General features: G+C 55.5%; 18 protein-coding genes, 1 other RNA gene and 1 pseudogene. 5 read left to right on the top strand and 15 right to left on the bottom strand.

What is annotated here, in order from left to right; all coding sequences use genetic code 11:
- Positions 1–23: 23 nt before the first annotated feature.
- Both GM298_RS11075 and ffs read right to left on the bottom strand, forming a co-directional pair.
- Positions 24–287 (bottom strand): hypothetical protein, encoded by a 264-nt coding sequence (locus GM298_RS11075; RefSeq protein WP_229235364.1) that lies wholly within the window; start codon positions 285–287, stop codon positions 24–26.
- Positions 288–449: 162 nt separating this feature from the next.
- An RNA gene (gene ffs / locus GM298_RS11070) (signal recognition particle sRNA small type) lies at positions 450–546 on the bottom strand.
- 84 nt (positions 547–630) lie between these two features.
- Between ffs and GM298_RS11065 the strand changes: the two are divergent.
- Positions 631–1028 (top strand): annotated as a pseudogene (locus tag GM298_RS11065) (MGMT family protein).
- 33 nt (positions 1029–1061) lie between these two features.
- Here GM298_RS11065 and GM298_RS11060 read toward each other — a convergent pair.
- Complete coding sequence (locus tag GM298_RS11060) at positions 1062–1589, bottom strand: YbaY family lipoprotein (protein ID WP_025756165.1); 528 nt, start codon at positions 1587–1589, stop codon at positions 1062–1064.
- A 203-nt stretch (positions 1590–1792) separates the two neighbouring features.
- On the opposite strand from GM298_RS11060, the gene tesB reads away from it, so the two are divergent.
- Positions 1793–2653, top strand: coding sequence for an acyl-CoA thioesterase II (gene tesB, locus GM298_RS11055; RefSeq protein WP_045285231.1), 861 nt, complete (start codon positions 1793–1795; stop codon positions 2651–2653).
- Positions 2654–2820: 167 nt separating this feature from the next.
- Here the strand turns inward: tesB and amtB are convergent, their stop codons facing one another.
- The 5 genes from amtB to GM298_RS11030 all read right to left on the bottom strand — a co-directional run bounded on the left by amtB (position 2821) and on the right by GM298_RS11030 (position 8737).
- On the bottom strand, positions 2821–4107 hold the full coding sequence (amtB, locus tag GM298_RS11050) for an ammonium transporter AmtB (protein ID WP_025756166.1): 1287 nt from the start codon (positions 4105–4107) through the stop codon (positions 2821–2823).
- Positions 4108–4142: 35 nt separating this feature from the next.
- Positions 4143–4481, bottom strand: coding sequence for a P-II family nitrogen regulator (gene glnK / locus GM298_RS11045; protein ID WP_008503304.1), 339 nt, complete (start codon positions 4479–4481; stop codon positions 4143–4145).
- Between the two features lie 220 nt (positions 4482–4701).
- Positions 4702–6483, bottom strand: a complete 1782-nt coding sequence (locus GM298_RS11040) for a SmdB family multidrug efflux ABC transporter permease/ATP-binding protein (RefSeq protein ID WP_266154109.1) — start codon at positions 6481–6483, stop codon at positions 4702–4704.
- Positions 6476–8248 (bottom strand): SmdA family multidrug ABC transporter permease/ATP-binding protein, encoded by a 1773-nt coding sequence (locus GM298_RS11035; protein ID WP_095449299.1) that lies wholly within the window; start codon positions 8246–8248, stop codon positions 6476–6478. The genes GM298_RS11040 and GM298_RS11035 overlap by 8 nt, the downstream gene beginning before the upstream one ends.
- A gap of 30 nt (positions 8249–8278) precedes the next feature.
- Positions 8279–8737, bottom strand: a complete 459-nt coding sequence (locus GM298_RS11030; RefSeq protein WP_008503307.1) for an Lrp/AsnC family transcriptional regulator — start codon at positions 8735–8737, stop codon at positions 8279–8281.
- A 115-nt stretch (positions 8738–8852) separates the two neighbouring features.
- Here GM298_RS11030 and GM298_RS11025 point away from each other — a divergent pair, with 115 nt between their 5' ends.
- Complete coding sequence (locus GM298_RS11025) at positions 8853–9899, top strand: PLP-dependent cysteine synthase family protein (RefSeq protein ID WP_126800436.1); 1047 nt, start codon at positions 8853–8855, stop codon at positions 9897–9899.
- 41 nt (positions 9900–9940) lie between these two features.
- On the opposite strand, the gene cof is transcribed toward GM298_RS11025, so the two are convergent.
- Positions 9941–10759: an HMP-PP phosphatase gene (gene cof, locus GM298_RS11020; protein ID WP_266154108.1), complete on the bottom strand. Its 819-nt coding sequence runs from the start codon at positions 10757–10759 to the stop codon at positions 9941–9943.
- 101 nt (positions 10760–10860) lie between these two features.
- Between cof and GM298_RS11015 the strand changes: the two genes are divergently transcribed.
- Both GM298_RS11015 and queC read left to right on the top strand, forming a co-directional pair.
- Complete coding sequence (locus GM298_RS11015) at positions 10861–12561, top strand: SgrR family transcriptional regulator (protein WP_266154107.1); 1701 nt, start codon at positions 10861–10863, stop codon at positions 12559–12561.
- Positions 12562–12626: 65 nt separating this feature from the next.
- Positions 12627–13322 (top strand): 7-cyano-7-deazaguanine synthase QueC, encoded by a 696-nt coding sequence (queC, locus tag GM298_RS11010; protein WP_025756172.1) that lies wholly within the window; start codon positions 12627–12629, stop codon positions 13320–13322.
- A 2-nt stretch (positions 13323–13324) separates the two neighbouring features.
- Here the strand turns inward: queC and GM298_RS11005 are convergent, their stop codons facing one another.
- The 6 genes from GM298_RS11005 to hupB all read right to left on the bottom strand — a co-directional run bounded on the left by GM298_RS11005 (position 13325) and on the right by hupB (position 17420).
- On the bottom strand, positions 13325–13654 hold the full coding sequence (locus tag GM298_RS11005; RefSeq protein WP_025756173.1) for an addiction module antidote protein: 330 nt from the start codon (positions 13652–13654) through the stop codon (positions 13325–13327).
- Positions 13626–13991 (bottom strand): type II toxin-antitoxin system RelE/ParE family toxin, encoded by a 366-nt coding sequence (locus tag GM298_RS11000; protein ID WP_025756174.1) that lies wholly within the window; start codon positions 13989–13991, stop codon positions 13626–13628. Before GM298_RS11000 ends, GM298_RS11005 begins: the two co-directional genes overlap by 29 nt.
- Before the next feature lie 48 nt (positions 13992–14039).
- Complete coding sequence (locus GM298_RS10995) at positions 14040–14438, bottom strand: YbgC/FadM family acyl-CoA thioesterase (RefSeq protein WP_025756175.1); 399 nt, start codon at positions 14436–14438, stop codon at positions 14040–14042.
- 97 nt (positions 14439–14535) lie between these two features.
- On the bottom strand, positions 14536–14916 hold the full coding sequence (locus GM298_RS10990) for a helix-hairpin-helix domain-containing protein (RefSeq protein WP_266154106.1): 381 nt from the start codon (positions 14914–14916) through the stop codon (positions 14536–14538).
- Between the two features lie 147 nt (positions 14917–15063).
- On the bottom strand, positions 15064–16935 hold the full coding sequence (gene ppiD / locus GM298_RS10985) for a peptidylprolyl isomerase (protein ID WP_025756177.1): 1872 nt from the start codon (positions 16933–16935) through the stop codon (positions 15064–15066).
- 212 nt (positions 16936–17147) lie between these two features.
- Entirely contained in the window at positions 17148–17420 is a 273-nt protein-coding gene (gene hupB, locus GM298_RS10980; RefSeq protein WP_002444653.1) for a nucleoid-associated protein HU-beta, read from the bottom strand.
- Between the last annotated feature and the right edge of the window lie 3 nt (positions 17421–17423).

Here is a 17423-nt window from a genome sequence, read left to right as displayed (position 1 = left end):
GGATATTTCATCGCAGCAGCAACTCATCCACGGAAAGTCTTCCCTTCTGGCTCAATAACCCCATCGGGATGCTGGAAACGCAAATGAATGGACTGAAACTGGCTGATGGTTCTGATCAATGTCGGGGAAATAATCCCATCTTCTGGGATGTCATACTGGATGATAGGCTTAATGAGATTAAACAGGTATTGCACGATAATCACGTCGCGCTGAAAGTTTCCTGCTTTACCTGGCGTTCCTACGGCACTTTTCAATAAAGGTGGCAAACGTCTGAGAGAATTATCCATTTCTGAGTACTCATAAATGAAAAAATATACGGTTAGTGGGAAACCGCACCTCGTAATCGACAGCATAAAGCTGCTCACATCCAGCAGGCATTGATACGCCACTTGCGCAGCACCAGGTAAACACTGAAAACAAGAATTATTGGGAGCACAAATGGGTGGGGGCCCTGCCAGCTACATCCCGGCACACACGTCGTCTGCCCTGGCTGCTTCCTTCCGGACCTGACCTGGTGAACAGAGTAGCGTTGCGGGAGAACCAACAGAGCCCCCATTGAGAGCGTTGATAACCAACGCGCTGGCGCATTATCCCTGTGCTAACGTCCAATTGCAAGCCGCCAGAAACCGGATGCTGTTTTCTTGCGCAAACAGGCGCAGCAATCATGACCATCTTCGTTTACCATGGTTGCCCAGAACATCCCCACAGGTGAAGGTATGGACGAACACGACTCCTTTCCACAGCGTGTATGGCAAATAGTGGCCTCTGTTCCGGAAGGCTATGTCACTACCTATGGTGATGTGGCGCGTCTGGCGGGTTCCCCTCGTGCGGCACGACAGGTTGGCGGCGTCCTCAAACGGTTACCGGAAGGCAGTACGTTGCCCTGGCATCGGGTGGTGAATCGACACGGCGCCATCTCGCTCACCGGGCCAGATCTTCAGCGCCAGCGTCAGGCGTTACTGTCAGAGGGTGTGCAGGTTTCCGGGTCGGGGCAGATCGATTTGCAGAAATACCGCTGGGTGTACTGACCCCTCTCCCGCAGGAGAGGGGAAATACACTCATTACATCTGAGTGGGTGGGGTTGGCAGGGACGGCTGACCGGTCGCCGGGGCGACAGGCACTTCAGTCTGCTGCACAGGAACCAGGTTCAGGTCGATTTTTGTCCCACCGTTGTTGATCGCTTCCTGGACCGTATCGGTGATAAAGACCAGCTTACCGTTAATCGTTACCGCGGCACTCAGTAGAATACGGGCATTCGGCTGCACGTCCGATGGGTTATACGGTAACACGAAGCTAAACGGCGCCTGTTTGCCCTCAGTTCGGACGGCACGCTGAGCCACAACCTTCGATGGTGCGTCGGCCAGGGAAGCATCCGACAGGGTCACCGTTAACACCGCATCCGGCGGTAACGCCACTTTCTGTTTAATCCAGATAGTACCGGAAACGTTAGGCTGCTGAATGGATTGCTGCGAAAGGGTATTGATCCCGTTCGGATCTGCCGCTGGCACTGGCACCTGGGCGCTCTTACCGGCACAGGCGGACAACGCCACCGCAATAGCTACACCACTTAGCATGGGCACGAGTTTCATTGAAGTCTCCTTATCATCAATGCACCAGCGGGATCGATCCCATCCGATGTCGTTTCAATCACATAACGCATATAAGTGTGGCACAAATCACTGATTAATGCCTGAAATCGTCCCGATATTCAGATTAATCTACCCATCGGACCACTTTCATTTCTGCGTTATACTCAGCCTATCTTTCGCTACGGCGTTTATTGAGGACAACTATGAGTCAGGCACTGAACAATCTGCTGACATTACTGAACCTGGAAAAAATTGAGGAAGGACTCTTTCGCGGACAGAGCGAAGATCTAGGCTTACGCCAGGTCTTCGGTGGGCAAGTCGTAGGACAAGCGCTGTACGCTGCAAAGGAGACAGTCCCGGCAGACCGTCTGGTGCATTCATTCCACAGCTACTTCTTACGTCCTGGCGATAGCGCGAAACCGATTGTGTATGATGTTGAAGTCCTGAGAGATGGCAACAGTTTCAGCGCACGACGCGTCGCGGCCATCCAGAACGGAAAGCCCATCTTTTACATGACCGCCTCTTTCCAGGCACCGGAGCCTGGCTACGAACATCAGAAAGAGATGCCTCCGGCCCCGTCCCCCGACTCGCTGCAATCAGAGACCGATATCGCCCGTGCGCTGGCGCATCTGCTTCCGCCACAGGTTAAAGAGAAGTTTCTCTGCGATAAACCGCTTGAGATCCGCCCCGTCGAGTTCCACAACCCGATGAAAGGTCACACCGCGGAACCGAAGCGCCAGGTCTGGATCCGCGCTAACGGTACCGTACCAGAGGACTTCCGCGTTCATCAGTATCTGCTGGGTTATGCGTCAGATTTCAACTTCCTGCCGGTGGCGCTGCAGCCACACGGCGTCGGCTTCCTCGAAAAAGGGATGCAGGTTGCGACGATTGATCACTCCATGTGGTTCCACCGTCCGTTCAATATGAACGAGTGGTTGCTCTACAGCGTGGAGAGCACGTCGGCATCAAGCGCGCGTGGGTTTGTGCGTGGAGAGTTTTATACGCAGGATGGCGTGCTGGTGGCTTCAACGGTGCAGGAAGGGGTGATGCGTAACAGAGGGTGATTTGGCCCTCTCCCACAGGGAGAGGGAATAAATACAAAAAAACGGCAACCGAGGTTACCGTTTTGCTTTTACCTTGTGCGGCCTGATGCCCTCACCCTGACCCTCTCCCACAGGGAGAGGGAACAAACACTAAAAACGGCAACCGAAGTTGCCGTTTTGCTTTTACCTTAGGCGTTATACGCATTCTCGCCGTGACTGTTGACGTCCAGACCTTCGCGTTCCTGCTCTTCCGGTACGCGCAGGCCGACCGTCATATCCGCCAGTTTGTAGCCAATGAAAGCGACAACGGCAGACCATACAACGGTGATCGCAATACTTTCCAGCTGCACCAGCACCTGATGAACCATGGTCACGCCTTCCGCATAGCCCACACCACCCAGTGATTTCGCCGCGAAGATACCGGTCATGATACAACCGATAATGCCGCACACGCCGTGCACACCAAACACATCGCAAGGGTCATCCACGCGCAGAAGACGTTTCAGCGCCGTCACGCCCCACAGACCCGCCAGACCCGACACCAGGCCGACCAGCAGCGCGCCGCCGACACCGACATACCCACACGCAGGGGTGATACCGACCAGACCGGCAATCGCACCCGAGCAGGCACCCAGCAGGGAAGGTTTACCGCGCACCGCCCACTCGCCGAAGACCCAGGAGAGGATCGCACCCGCCGTGGCCACAACGGTGTTCACAAAGGCCAGCGCGGCAATTTCGTTCGCGGCACTTGCTGAGCCTGCGTTAAAACCAAACCAGCCAAAGTAGAGGATCGCTGTACCGGTAAAGACCATCGGCAGGTTGTGCGGTTTGAACGCTTCTTTACCGAAGCCCACGCGTTTGCCAATCAGGTAGGCACCCACAAGACCCGCTACCGCGGCGTTAATGTGCACAACGGTACCGCCAGCGAAGTCCAGCGCACCGTGCGTCGCCAGCAGACCGCCACCCCAGACCATGTGCGCAATCGGCACATAGGAGAGCGTCAGCCAGACCACCACAAAGATCAGGACGGCAGAGAAGCGAATACGCTCGGCGAGTGCGCCCACAATCAGCCCGACGGTAATGCAGGCGAACGAGCCCTGGAACGCCACGTGAATATACTGATAGAAGCTGCCCATCAGCGCGGTCAGTTCAATATTTTTCAGCATCACCCAGTCGAAGTTACCGAAGAATGCGTTGCCGGTGCCGAAAGCGAGGGAGTACCCGTAAACCACCCACAGCACGCAGACCAGTGCGAAGGTCACGGCAACCTGCGTCAGCATGGAGAGAACGTTTTTGCCACGGATCAGGCCGCCGTAGAACAGCGCAATGCCCGGAATGGACATGAACAGCACCAGCGCGGTGCTGATCATCATAAAGGCGTTATCGGCTTTGTCTGCCACCGCAGGCGCAGCCAGCGCCAGGCCCGGCAGCAGCGCCAGCGAACCCAGACCCGTTTTAAGTGTTGCTATCTTCATTTTCTCGATCCCTATCACTGTGTGCCAGGCGTTAATTACAGTGCCGCTTCGTCAGATTCGCCGGTACGGATGCGAATGACGCGCTGCAGTTCGGCAACGAAAATTTTGCCGTCGCCAATTTTGCCGGTGTAGGCCGCTTTGCTAATGACATCAATGACTTCATCAAGCTGATCGTCAGCAATCGCGACATCAATTTTTACTTTTGGCAGAAAGTTAACGCTGTATTCCGCCCCGCGATAAAGCTCGGCATGACCCTTCTGACGACCAAAGCCTTTCACTTCGGTGACAGTCAGTCCCTGAATACCCATTGAAGACAGCGCTTCACGCACGTCTTCGAGTTTGAATGGTTTGATTACAACCGTAACCAGCTTCATAGATCCCCTCCAGTCAGAATTCGGTAATGGCCGCAGCTTACGCAGAAGCTATTGCAAGGGGTGTGCCAGAAATGAAAACCGGAGGGAACAGCGGTGTGATGAGCATTACACGGTCCTGATTAACGAACCGGCGAAAAAAAACGCACCATGCCGGTGCAGGGTGCGTTTCAGTTTTGCACCAACAGGAATGACTGTTAGCGCATCGCCTCATTTTAGTGCATCAGGCGCTAAGCGACTCTTCATCGCGCACGCTGGCTGCCAGCTCTTCGCCCGCCAGCTGCAGCTGGTACATCTGCCAGTAACGCCCTTTTGCCTCCAGAAGTTCGCGGTGCGTACCGCGCTCAACGGCGTGTCCGCGATGCAGCACCAGGATCGTGTCCGCATCGACGATGGTGGACAGGCGGTGGGCAATCACCACCAGCGTGGTATGGTCGCGTACGGCAGCCAGTGCCTGCTGGATGGCCTGCTCGGTGCCGGAGTCAATGCTGGCCGTCGCTTCATCCAGAATCAGGATCTGCGGCGTTTCAATCAGCACGCGCGCCAGAGCCAGAAGCTGTTTTTGTCCAACAGAAAGATTGTTGCCCTGCTCGCCCAGTTTCGTCCTGATGCCGTCGCTAAACCCGCGCGCCAGCGCTGCCAGCTGCACTTTTTCCAGCACGTCCCAGACCTGCTCCTCAGTGTAGTCTCGCCCCAGGGTTACATTGGCGTAGAAGGTATCGGCCAGGACGACCGGATCCTGCTGCACCATCGCAACGCCTTTGCGTAACACGGTGTGGCTGAGAGACGCCAGCGGGCGTCCGTCGAGGCGAATTTCACCGCGGCTGACCGGGTAATACCCCATTAACAGGCTGGCTAGCGTGCTCTTACCGCTGCCGGTATGCCCCACCAGCGCCACGAACCCGCGTGACGGAACAGCAAGCGAGATATCCTGCAGTACCAGCTGGTCGTCGCGGTAGGCAAAGGAGACGTTATCAAAGGCAATCGCCCCGCTTTGCAGAGGACGATCATCGTTACCGTAGGTCTGACGCGGCCTGTCCATCAGCTCGAAGACACGCTCCCCTGCCACCACCGCCTGCTGGAGCATAGACTGCTGCGTCGTCAACTCGATCAAGGGTTCGTTCAGGCGGCCAAGGTAGCTGATAAAGGCGTATAACACGCCCACCTCAATGGTCCCTTGTGTGCTCAGGCCAAAAAGCATCAGCAGCCCGCAAAGCACCAGCGCGGAGAAAAGGCTCAGCAGCGGGCGCAACAGGAACCCATCAAGCCGCAGCGTCTGCATGCGCGCCATATAGTGCGAACGGCTGGCTTCCCCCATCCGCTCACCAAAACGTGCCTGCTGGCGGAACTGCTGGATGACGCTCATGCCGTTGATCACTTCGTTGAAGCCATCATTGATGTCGGCCAGGTAAGTGCGCACCCGACGCACAATCGGCGTGCTGTAGCGTTGATAGATAACCATCACGATCAGCACTGCCGGGAAGATAGTGATGGCCACCAGCGCCATGCGCCAGTCGAGACTGAACATCGCCACCAGCATCGCACCAATCAGCGCTGCGCTTCGCAATACGGTTGCTACCACGGTCACGTACAGATCGCGGATCACCTCGGTGTCGTTGGTCACGCGCGAAATCACCTGCCCGACGGGCTGGATATCAAACTCGCTGAGCGGCTGGCGAAGCGCGGCGTCCATGACGTCCGTGCGCAACTGCTGTACGACGCCCACGGCGGCCCGGTTAAACAGCAGCGACTGGGCATAGTGGAGACCGGCGGCCGCCAGTTGCAAACCTACGTAGGCTACGCCCAGGCCCGCCACCAGCCCCAGTGGCAGGTAGCTTTTGGCAACCATATTGTCGATGAAGTAGCTGATGAGCAGCGGGCCGCTCACTTCAGCCACTGCAGCAATCCACAGTAAAAGCACGGCCACGGAAAGCGGTTTACGCCACGGCGAGCCATAGGCCAGCAGACGTTTCAGCGTCGGCCACATTGTTCCGAGCTTACGCATTGTCGGCCTCCTCAGCGTGTTCTGGCGCATCGTCCAGCGCCGCTTCAAGCTGTTGATAGCGATACATATCTCGATACCAGCCTGGTTGCTCCGCGAGCGTTTCGTGCTGCCCGCGCTGGGCAATATGCCCATGTTGTAATACCAGAATTTCGCTGGCTTCCGTCAGCGCCGACAAACGGTGGGCGCTGATAATCACCGTGCGCCCGTCACCCCACTGGCGCAGGTTATGCAGGATCTGATGTTCGGTACGGCCATCCACGGCGGAAAGGGCATCATCCAGGATCAGGATTTCCGCATTCAGCAACAGCGCACGCGCAATCGAGATACGCTGTTTTTGTCCCCCGGACAGCATCACGCCCCGTTCCCCGACTTCCGTTTCGTAGCCCTGCGGCAGGCGCAGAATGTCATCATGTACGCTGGCTAACCTCGCCACATGCTCAATCTCTTCCTGCGTCGCCCTTGGGCGTCCAAGGGCAATGTTGTTTGCCACGGTGTCTGAAAACAGGAACGGCGTCTGGCTGACGACCGCCAGTCGGCCTCGCCACTCATCCAGCACCAGCCTGGTCAGGGGAATATCATGGAAGCGAATATCGCCCTGCGTAACGTCAAAATGGCGCTGGAGCAGTGAGAGCACGGTACTTTTGCCGGATCCTGTCGGGCCACAGATGCCCAGCATCTGGCCGGGCTGAAGGGTAAAACTGACGTTCTCCAGTACCGGATGTTCCGTTTGCGGATAGACAAACTGGCGGATGTCGACTTTCATGACGCCGCGCCCTTCTGGTACCACTTCACTACCGTCATTGACCACCGGCGCTTCGGCCAGCATGGCGCGAATGCGGCTATAGGCAGCGCTGCCGCGCTCCACGATGTTAAACATCCAGGCCAGCGCCAGCATCGGCCAGATCATCAGCCCCAGATACATGGCAAAGCTGGTCAGTTGCCCCAGGGTTAACGTCCCCTGAACCACCATCCAGCTTCCGCCGCCAATCGCCAGCAGGTTGGCCATGCCAATCGCGATATAGATGGTCGGGTCAAACCGGGCGTCAATACGCGCCACGCGCATGTTCTTCGCCCCCGTGTCGGCGGCATCGGCCGCGAACAGCGCCGATTGTCTGTCTTCCAGGCCAAACGCTTTGATCATCCGGATGCTGGTCATGCTCTCCTGGGTGCGGTCGTTTAGCGACGAAAACGCCGCCTGCGCCAGCTTGAAACGCTCGTGCAGTTGTTCGCCGTAGCGGTTGATCGCCAACGCCATGAGCGGCATCGGCAACAGGGCAAGCAGGGTTAACTGCCAGCTGATCTGTGTGGACATGACGATCAGCACCGCACAGCCCATCACCAGCGAGTCCACCAGCGTCAGCACCCCTTCCCCGGCGGCAAAGACCACGCGATCGACATCGTTAGTGGCGCGCGCGATAAGATCCCCGGTACGATGGCGCAGATAAAATTCGGGATGCTGCCGGCTCAGCTGGTGATAAAAATCCTCACGCAGCTCTACGGCCAGCTGGTAGGACGCGCCAAACAGCAGCACGCGCCAGACGTAGCGCAGCAGATAAACAATGACGGCCGTCAGCACCAGCGTGCCAACCCACATCAGCACCCGTGCGGTGGTGTAATGCTGTTCGGTGACGCCATCCACGACGTATCCCACCACTTTCGGCGGGATCAACTGCAAAATGGCAATGATAATAAGCAGGCATACGGCGCCGAGGTAGCGTTGCCACTCCCGACGAAAGTACCAGCTTAGTTGGGCAAATAATCGCACGCGGTTTGTTCCTGAAGGTATTTTACGAAGTTATTCAATAGGTAACGCTGTGGTGTATTTAATCTGTTCCATGGCGAAGCTCGAGGTGACGTCCGATAATCCCGGTACGCTGTTCACCAGCCGTTTGTAGAAGTCATCATAGCGCTTCATGTCGGCCACCTGAACGCGCATCAGGTAATCGTACTCGCCGGCCATTCGCCAGAAACCGAGCACCTCCGGCATTTCCGAGACCTGCGTGACAAAGCGGCAATACCATTCGCTGCTGTGATGCTGCGTTTTTATCAGGACAAAAGCCGTCAACCCAAGCCCCAGTTTTTCGGGATCTAATAACGCGACGCGTCCCAGAAGAATACCGTCATCCTCAAGCTTCTTCAGGCGCTTCCAGCACGGCGTGGTGGTCAGATTAACGGCATCGGCCAGCGCCTGCAAAGAGAGGGTACAGTCACTCTGCAGTAACGACAGGAGCTTACGGTCAATTTTATCTAGCATACCCACCTCACAGAGAAAATTTTTCTCCCTTGATTCTATTTTAAAGGCCAGATAGCAACAATTTTTTCTGTGCTTTTCGCTATGCTAGGCACAAAATGACAAACGGATAACTACGATGAATAGCACCTGGGTTAAACATGCGATCAGCGAAATCAATGCCGACTATCAGCGCTCGGCGGATACGCACCTGATTCGCCTTTCCCTGCCGGGATTTGACGGCATACAGCTCTATCTGAAAGATGAAAGCACTCATCCCACCGGTAGCCTGAAGCATCGCCTGGCGCGCTCGCTGTTTTTATACGGTTTATGTAACGGCTGGATTAAAGAAGGCACCACCATTATTGAATCCTCATCCGGTTCAACGGCGGTGTCCGAAGCCTATTTTGCCCGCCTGTTGGGCCTGCCGTTTATCGCGGTAATGCCGTCCTGCACCGCAAAACGCAAAATCGAACAGATCGAATTTTACGGCGGTCGCTGCCACTTTGTGGAAAGCGCCTGCGAAATCTACGCCGCCTCTGAAATGCTGGCCCGTGAGCTCAACGGTCACTATATGGACCAGTTCACCTTCGCCGAGCGCGCGACGGACTGGCGCGGCAATAACAACATTGCCGACAGTATTTTCCGCCAGATGACCCACGAACCGCATCCGGTTCCCTCCTATATCGTCATGAGCGCCGGTACCGGCGGCACGTCAGCCACGATCGGACGCTACATTCGCTGTCAGGGCTACGATACCCAACTGATGGTGGTGGATCCGCAAAACTCCGTATTCCTCGACTACTGGCAAAACCGCGATGCCAGCCTGCGCAGCCCGGTGGGGAGCAAAATTGAAGGGATTGGCCGCCCGCGCGTGGAGCCGTCGTTCATCCCGGATGTGGTGGATGAAATGCTCCGCGTGCCGGATGCCGCAAGCGTGGCAACGGCGCACTGGCTGGAGACGCAACTGGGTCGTAAAGTCGGCGCATCGACGGGCACAAATATGTGGGGCGCACTGCAGCTTGCCGCACGCATGCGCGACGCGGGCCGCACGGGTTCTGTCGTCACGCTGTTGTGCGACAGTGGCGAGCGCTACCTTGAGACCTACTACAATGCGGAGTGGGTGCAGGCCAACATCGGCGATATCGCCCCGTGGAAAGCGCAGATTGCGCAGTTGCTGAAGTAAAAAAAAGCCAGACCGAAGTCTGGCTTGCTGGAAGGGTCTCACTATTCGGGGGAATATGGGAGGGTGTTATTGTCCAGCCAATGCATCAAAAAATGGGACACCGCTTCGTTGCGGCAATGTCCTATAACCGGCAGATGAGGAAGCGCCGCTTTTAGCTGCGCCATCGCATTCCCCATAATCAGACCGCGGCCTACGCTGCCCAGCATCTCCCGGTCGTTCATGGCATCGCCAAACGCCATGCAATCCTGAAGCGTTAAGCCCAGGTGGTCGCTCAGTACCGCCAGGGCTGAACCTTTGTTACAGCCCACAGGCAACACCTCCAGACAATCCACTGCCGAGAAGGTCAGATGCGCCCGGTTACCCAGCACCTCATTGAGCTGAACGCGTAAACGGCACAGATCGTCATGATCGCCACAGAAACAGATCTTGGTCACCGCATGGGCGGGGATCTTACGCAGATCGATAAGCTGGTATCTAAAACCGCTGTAGACATGCGCATGCAGTAACGCAGGAATATCACGCCCGGTAAACCAGCCCTGATCGTTAAAGACGTGAATGCTGGCCTGCGTGTCCCAGGTACTGTGCAGCACGATATCTGCCACTTCCGGGTCGAGATCCTGACAGTGCAGTACCTCCCCTTCTACAGAGTGAATTCGCGTCCCGTTGCCGGTGATCAGAAAGGCATCGAGGGAAAAGGCGCCCAGCAGATGACGCATTTCCAGCACATGACGGCCAGTGGCAAAGGTCAGGGTGACGTTACGCTCGTGCAGGCGCTTTAGCGTGTTCAGGGTTTTCTCCCCTAAACGGTGATCCGGCATTAACAACGTACCGTCCATATCAAATGCAGCGAGCCGAGCCATGGTTACTCCCGAAATGTGATGCGGTTAACTTGTGCATCAGTATCGTGTGAGATATACGGAAGTAATAGTGAATAGATGATTATTATTGTTCCGGGTTTTTTATGCGCCAGCTCAACCGACTCAATCAGTATCACCGCCTCTGGCAGCCTTCAAAGGGTGCAACGCAGCAGGTCACCATCAGCGAACTGGCTGCCCGCTGTTTTTGCAGCGAACGACATGTCCGCACGCTGCTGCGTCAGGCCCAGGACGCGGGCTGGCTGAGCTGGCGAGCGCAGTCGGGTCGCGGCAAACGGGGAGAGCTGACGTTCCATGTCGCCCCGGAGTCACTGCGTAATGCAATGATGGAAGAGGCGCTGAAGCGCGGACAGCAGCACAACGTGCTGGAACTGGCCCAGCTTGCCCCCGAAGAACTGCGGTCTTTGCTGCACCCGTTTTTAGGCGGGCAGTGGCAAAACGACACGCCGACGCTGCGTATCCCCTATTACCGTACACTGGATCCGCTTCATCCCGGTTTTCTGCCCGGTCGTGCGGAGCAACATCTGGCAGGACAGATTTTTTCCGGGCTAACGCGTTTTCATGGCAACTCCAGTGAACCCACAGGCGATCTCGCCCATCACTGGGCGGTGTCGGAGGACGGTCTGCACTGGCATTTTTATATTCGCTCCACCCTGCACTGGCATAATGGCGATAAGGTCGAAACCGGGCAGCTTCAGCAAAGCCTGAACGCGCTTCTTGCCCTGCCTGCCCTGCGTAAACTGTTCCAGAGCGTCTTGCGTATTGACGTCACTCACCCTCAGTGTCTGACATTTACTCTGCACAAGCCGGATTACTGGCTGGCACACCGCCTGGCCACTTATTGCAGCCGCCTTGCCCATCCCGAACAGCCCATGACGGGCTGCGGCCCTTTCAGGCTCAGCGTGTATGAACCCGATCTGGTTCGCCTGGAGAGCCATGAACAGTACCATCTCAGCCACCCGCTGCTTAAGGCTATCGAATACTGGATCACCCCGACGCTATTTGACTCTGAGCTGGGTACCAGTTGTCGTCATCCTGTGCAGATCGCCATTGGCGAACCGGATGAACTTGAGAGTCTGCGTCTGGTCACTAACAGCACCAGTCTGGGCTTTTGTTATCTCACCCTGAAGCAAAGCCCACGCCTGAGTGAAATGCAGGCGCGACGACTCATTAATATCATTCATCTCTCATCGCTTCTGCATACGCTCCCGCTCAATGAAGGGCTGATTACCCCAACAGAGGAGTTACTGCCCGGCTGGGCAATTCCTCAGTGGCCGGATTTAACCCATGTCCCTCTGCCGGAGAGGTTAACCCTGCTGTACCATTTGCCCGTCGAGCTACACACGATGGCGCGCCAGCTAAAACAGTACCTTGCCCAGCAGGGCTGCGCGCTTACGGTTATCTTTTATGATGCGAAAACCTGGGACGGATGTCAGCAACTGGCGGACGCGGACATCATGATGGGCGACAGACTGATTGGCGAAGCACCGGAATACACGCTTGAGCAGTGGCTGCGTTGTGATGCCCTCTGGCCACACCTGCTGAGCGCGCCGCAATATGCTCATCTGCAGGCGACGCTGGATGCGGTCCAGACCCAGGCTAATGAACAGGACCGGCATGCGGGCCTGAAGGCGATATTTAGCCGGCTGATGGAGAACGCGGTCATCACCCCACTGTTCAATTATCAATACCAGATCAGCGCCCCGCCGGGGGTCAACGGCATACGCCTTAACACCCGCGGCTGGTTTGACTTTACCGAAGCCTGGCTGCCCGCCCCCAAATCGTGAAGAAGCTGGTCGCCGTCGTGGTCAGACGGTAACATAGCGTTTTTACGTAACTGTCGAGATGATTTATGAAACGTGCCGTCGTCGTGTTCAGCGGAGGACAAGACTCTACTACCTGCCTGGTTCAGGCCCTTCATCAGTACGATGAAGTTCACTGTGTCACTTTCGATTATGGTCAGCGCCATCGCGCTGAAATCGACGTTGCCCGTGAACTGGCCCTCAAACTGGGCGCACGCGCGCACAAGGTGCTGGACGTTACGCTGTTAAATGAACTGGCCGTCAGCAGCCTCACCCGGGACAGTATTCCCGTCCCGGACTACCAACCTGACGCCAGCGGCATTCCGAACACCTTCGTTCCTGGCCGAAATATCCTCTTCCTGACCCTGACGGCAATCTACGCCTACCAGGTACAAGCCGAAGCGGTGATAACCGGCGTATGCGAGACCGACTTCTCCGGCTATCCGGACTGTCGCGATGAGTTCGTGAAAGCGTTAAACCACGCCGTCAATCTGGGCATGGCGAAAGAGACGCGCTTTGAAACGCCGCTGATGTGGCTGGATAAAGCCGAAACCTGGGCGCTGGCGGACTACTGGGGCAAGCTGGACCTGGTTCGCAGTGAAACCCTCACCTGCTACAACGGCATCAAAGGTGACGGTTGCGGCCAGTGCGCCGCCTGCAACCTGCGCGCTAACGGGTTGAATCACTATCTTGCCGATAAAGCCGGCGTGATGGCCGCTATGCAGAAAAAGACCGGGCTTAAATAGGGTTATTTGACCGTGCTGTCGAACAGTTTGACACCGGCAGCACGGGTCACTTTCATCAGGGTTGTCAGCGTTGGGTTGCCATTGTCAGACAAGGTTCGGTATAGCTGCTGACGGGATAAGCCTGCTTTGGCAGCAATTTCACCTATGCCACCGCGGGCTTCGATAACGCGTCTTAACGCGATTAAATATGCAGGGATTCCCTGATCTTCATAAATCTCATCTAACGCAACCTGCAGGTATAGCTGAGCGTAGGAAGGGTTTTCACGAAGCATTTTTACAACGGCTTCATCATGGCTGACGGAACTAGAAAATTCTTGTTGGCTTTTGCTCATCGGATTTATCCTTTTGATGATCATTCCAGTAATCTATTGCCAGCTTAACATCCGTCTTTTGACTCTTTTTGTCACCGCCGATCAGCAACAACAGGATCTTCCGATGGTGAAGCGCAAAATAGATTCGATAGCCGGGACCACAATCAATTTTCAATTCCCAGATCCCCTCTCTGAGGTATCGGTAATCGCCGAAATTCCCTTTCTCAGCACGGTCAATTCGCAGAAGGATCCGAAACGCTAACTCCGGATCCTTTCGCTTCATCTTCGCTACCCACTCCTCAAACGGCACTTTTCCGTCGCGGGTCCGGTAACGTTCAACAACGTAGTCCCTGTCCATTATTCTATCCCTGAAAAAACTTTTTGTCTTTTATAAAAGACAAAATTCCTACGCGATCATCAACTCCAGCTTTTCCCGCAACTCCCCTTCAAGCGGCAGCGCTTTCTGCGTTTTCAGATCGATACAGACGAAGGTAATTAGCGCATCAGCCACCACCTGCCCTTCAGGATCCAGCGTGACAACCTGACTGAGGACACCACTCTTCCCGTTTAGCTGTTGTACCTGGCTGGTCACGGTGAGCACATCACCCAGTACGGCCGGACGGCGGTAGTTGATGTTGATGTTGACGACCACGAACGCGATGTTATGCGCGGTCAGCCACTGAAAGCTTTCGCTGTTTTCCAGCCCGTCCCAGCGCGCTTCTTCAAGAAACTCAAGATAGCGTGCATTGTTCACATGCTGGTAAACGTCGAGGTGAAAACCGCGTACTTTGATTTTTGTCTGCATAGCGCAATAGCCTTTCGTTGTTATAGGATCAGAGGTCATCACTGGTATGACCTCTTTATCCTGGCAAATTATCGCCGCAGTGCAAGTAATTGTGAGATTACAGCGTCAGGTGTGAGAGGTTGCGTTCAACCAGCGCGCTTCCCATCCCCGGAACCTGTTTGAGATCGTCGACGGTTTTGAAAGGTCCGTACTCTTCGCGGTAGCTGACGATAGCCTGCGCTTTTTTCAGGCCGACACCGTTCATCGCGCGGGCCAGATCTTCCGCCGATGCCGAATTGATACTCACCCGCGTACCGTCATCGTCCCCATTTTTACCGGCATCCGTCGCTTTGGTTTGCCCCTGCACTGGCGCAGCGGCGTCGGTCTTACTCTGTACCGTCTGTGGTTTAGCAGCAGGCGTCGCCGCCTGCGTGCCAGCGCTCATCCCGGTGGTGGCAATAGCCAACGTAATTAACAGTGCTTTGATTCCACGTTTCATGCTGTATCTCCTTGTTTGTTGACAGCCCCGTCACGATAGCCATCGATGAAAACAGGCACAAACGGCAGATTGCAGAAATGGAAAAGGCCGCGAAAGCGGCCTTTAGTTTTTGCAGAGCGTTACGAAAATCTGCGAGCAGATACGTAATTATTGCTGCTGAGTCATCACATCGCCCAGCTTGATTTTGGCATCTTTACGCAGGTTGCTCATCATCGCTTCGAAAGCAATCTGGGCATTGTTCTGGGTAATGCCCTGAACCATCGCTTTCTTCTGCGCTTCTGGCAGAGTGCCGGCTTTCACTTCATCGAGCGCCAGCAGAACGACGTTACCCTGCATATCAGTCGTGGAGCCGAAGCTCGGTTTATCCTTCGCAGGCAGGCTCAGGCCAAATGCAGCCTGGCTGACAGGATCCTGACCCGTACGGCTCAGCGTTTTCGCCTCACCGAAGCTCAGGCCAGCCGCTTTCAACGCGTCCTCTTTACCCGCTTTCAGATCAACCAGAATCTTTTCAGCATCCAGTTTCGCCTGCTGTTCCGCTTTATTGTGCTTAACCTGGGCGACAACCTGATCCTTCACTTCCGCCAGCGGTTTGACCGCTTCTGGCTTGTGCTCGCTGACGCGCAGAACGAACGCACGATCGCCATCAACGGTAATGATGTCAGAGTTACTGCCTGGCGTGCCGTTCTCGCCGACCAGCCCACCGTTAAAGATGGCATCTGAAACTGGTTTGAAGTTCAGCTCTTCCGGCAGGTTATCACGGCCAAACCAGCCCGTTTCAACCGCTTTCACGCCAGCCGCCTGCTCTGCACCCGCCAGAGATTCGTTGTCGTTGCTGGCCGCATCGCTCACTTTCTGCTGCAGTGCGTAGTAGGCATCCAGCGCTTTTTCCTGCTTCACTTTCGCCGCGATGTCATCACGAACTTCAGCCAGTGGTTTGGTTTTCGCAGGGATGATGTCGTCCAGACGAACCACCAGGAAACCAACGGAAGATTTAACAACACCAGACAACTGGCCTTTGTCTTTCAGACCGGCATTTTTCAGTTCATCAGGGGTCGTTGCCTCTTCCAGCCAGCCCATATCCCCACCGTTTTTCGCGGAGATAATATCGGTGGATTTCGCTTTCGCAATGGTCGCGAAATCTGCGCCTTTATTCAGTTCATCCAGTACCGCTTTGGCATCAGCCTCGGTTTTGGTCTGAATCACGCTGTAGCGGTTGCGCTGCGGCTGAGTGAACTGATCCTGATGCTGATCGTAGTAAGACTGGATCTCCGCGTCAGACGCGCTTTCCTGCAATGCAGCCGCATCCAGCTTGATGTAGCTCACGCGGAACTGCTCCGGAGAAACAAAGGAATTCTTGTTCTGCTCGTACCAGGCGTTAACGTCAGCGTCGCTTACCTGCTGTTTCGCCGCCAGGGCATTTACGTCAATGGTCGCTTCACGCACAACGCGTTGCTGCGCTACCAGCGCGGCCAGTTCGTCCGTTTCACCTTTGAGCATGAAATCAGTACCCACAACAGCATTGATGAGCTGCTGGGTAGTCAGTTGGTTACGCAGCGCCTGCGCGTATTGATCGGCGGTCATGCCCATCTGGTTGACGATGCTGTTGTAACGCGCGTTATCGAATTTGCCGTTAGACTGGAAGGCTTGCGTGGAGAAAATGGCTTTTTTCACCTGCTCGTCGCTGATGCCGAGGCCCAGTTTTTTGGCGTACTGGTCCAGCAGCGCTTCGTCGATAAGACGGTTCAGCGTCTGTTGGCGCAGGGTCTTCATATACCCTTCGTTCGCCGCCAGCTCAGAGAATTGGTCGCCCAGCTGTTGCTGCATACGGTTACGTTCACCGGCAAAAGCATTCTCGAACTGACCACGACTGATCTCCTGGCCATTCACTTTTGCGGCATAGTTCGCGCCACCGCCAATAAGGTAACTGCTCACGCCGGTCAATATGAACGACACGATAATGATACCGAAAATAATCTTGAGCACGAGACTGTTAGCAGCCGTGCGTAAGCTGTCCATCATGGTGTAACAACACTCCGCTGTAGGTGACTGATTACCTGACGCTGACGGTAAATCCTGCCCGTCGCGCGTGAAGGCCTATTGTGACAAGAAAACGGGGCGATTGTCAGCCCACAACTCGCATAAACTCGTACAAATCAGGTCTGGACAAACAAAAAAGGCACATCAAACGATGCGCCCTTGTACTATCCGGCTTCCCTGAAACGGGAAAGCAATCAGTTTACTGCGTCTTTCAGCGCTTTACCTGCACGGAAACCCGGCACTTTAGCAGCAGCGATGGTGATCTCTTTACCGGTCTGAGGGTTGCGGCCAGTACGGGCAGCACGCTCTTTAACAGCAAAAGTACCGAAGCCTACCAGTGCAACGTCGTCCCCAGCCTGCAGAGATTCAGTAACAGAAGCAATTAATGCATCTAACGCACGTCCAGCTGCAGCTTTAGAAATATCAGCACCAGCAGCAATTTTGTCAATCAGTTGAGATTTATTCACTGT

Origin of the sequence: Enterobacter sp. HSTU-ASh6, from assembly GCF_026319105.1 — a bacterium.
Lineage (GTDB): Bacteria > Pseudomonadota > Gammaproteobacteria > Enterobacterales > Enterobacteriaceae > Enterobacter > Enterobacter sichuanensis.
The sequence above is the reverse complement of the archived record's forward strand: the minus strand, read 5'-3'. Positions and strand labels throughout refer to the sequence as shown.

Coding starts and splice junctions, on each gene's coding strand:
- GM298_RS11075 (WP_229235364.1), bottom strand. CDS start 287: ATGGATAATTCTCTCAGACGTTTGCCACCTTTATTGAAAAGTGCCGTA.
- GM298_RS11060 (WP_025756165.1), bottom strand. CDS start 1,589: ATGAAACTCGTGCCCATGCTAAGTGGTGTAGCTATTGCGGTGGCGTTG.
- tesB (WP_045285231.1), top strand. CDS start 1,793: ATGAGTCAGGCACTGAACAATCTGCTGACATTACTGAACCTGGAAAAA.
- amtB (WP_025756166.1), bottom strand. CDS start 4,107: ATGAAGATAGCAACACTTAAAACGGGTCTGGGTTCGCTGGCGCTGCTG.
- glnK (WP_008503304.1), bottom strand. CDS start 4,481: ATGAAGCTGGTTACGGTTGTAATCAAACCATTCAAACTCGAAGACGTG.
- GM298_RS11040 (WP_266154109.1), bottom strand. CDS start 6,483: ATGCGTAAGCTCGGAACAATGTGGCCGACGCTGAAACGTCTGCTGGCC.
- GM298_RS11030 (WP_008503307.1), bottom strand. CDS start 8,737: ATGCTAGATAAAATTGACCGTAAGCTCCTGTCGTTACTGCAGAGTGAC.
- GM298_RS11025 (WP_126800436.1), top strand. CDS start 8,853: ATGAATAGCACCTGGGTTAAACATGCGATCAGCGAAATCAATGCCGAC.
- cof (WP_266154108.1), bottom strand. CDS start 10,759: ATGGCTCGGCTCGCTGCATTTGATATGGACGGTACGTTGTTAATGCCG.
- GM298_RS11015 (WP_266154107.1), top strand. CDS start 10,861: ATGCGCCAGCTCAACCGACTCAATCAGTATCACCGCCTCTGGCAGCCT.
- queC (WP_025756172.1), top strand. CDS start 12,627: ATGAAACGTGCCGTCGTCGTGTTCAGCGGAGGACAAGACTCTACTACC.
- GM298_RS11005 (WP_025756173.1), bottom strand. CDS start 13,654: ATGAGCAAAAGCCAACAAGAATTTTCTAGTTCCGTCAGCCATGATGAA.
- GM298_RS11000 (WP_025756174.1), bottom strand. CDS start 13,991: ATGGACAGGGACTACGTTGTTGAACGTTACCGGACCCGCGACGGAAAA.
- GM298_RS10995 (WP_025756175.1), bottom strand. CDS start 14,438: ATGCAGACAAAAATCAAAGTACGCGGTTTTCACCTCGACGTTTACCAG.
- GM298_RS10990 (WP_266154106.1), bottom strand. CDS start 14,916: ATGAAACGTGGAATCAAAGCACTGTTAATTACGTTGGCTATTGCCACC.
- ppiD (WP_025756177.1), bottom strand. CDS start 16,935: ATGATGGACAGCTTACGCACGGCTGCTAACAGTCTCGTGCTCAAGATT.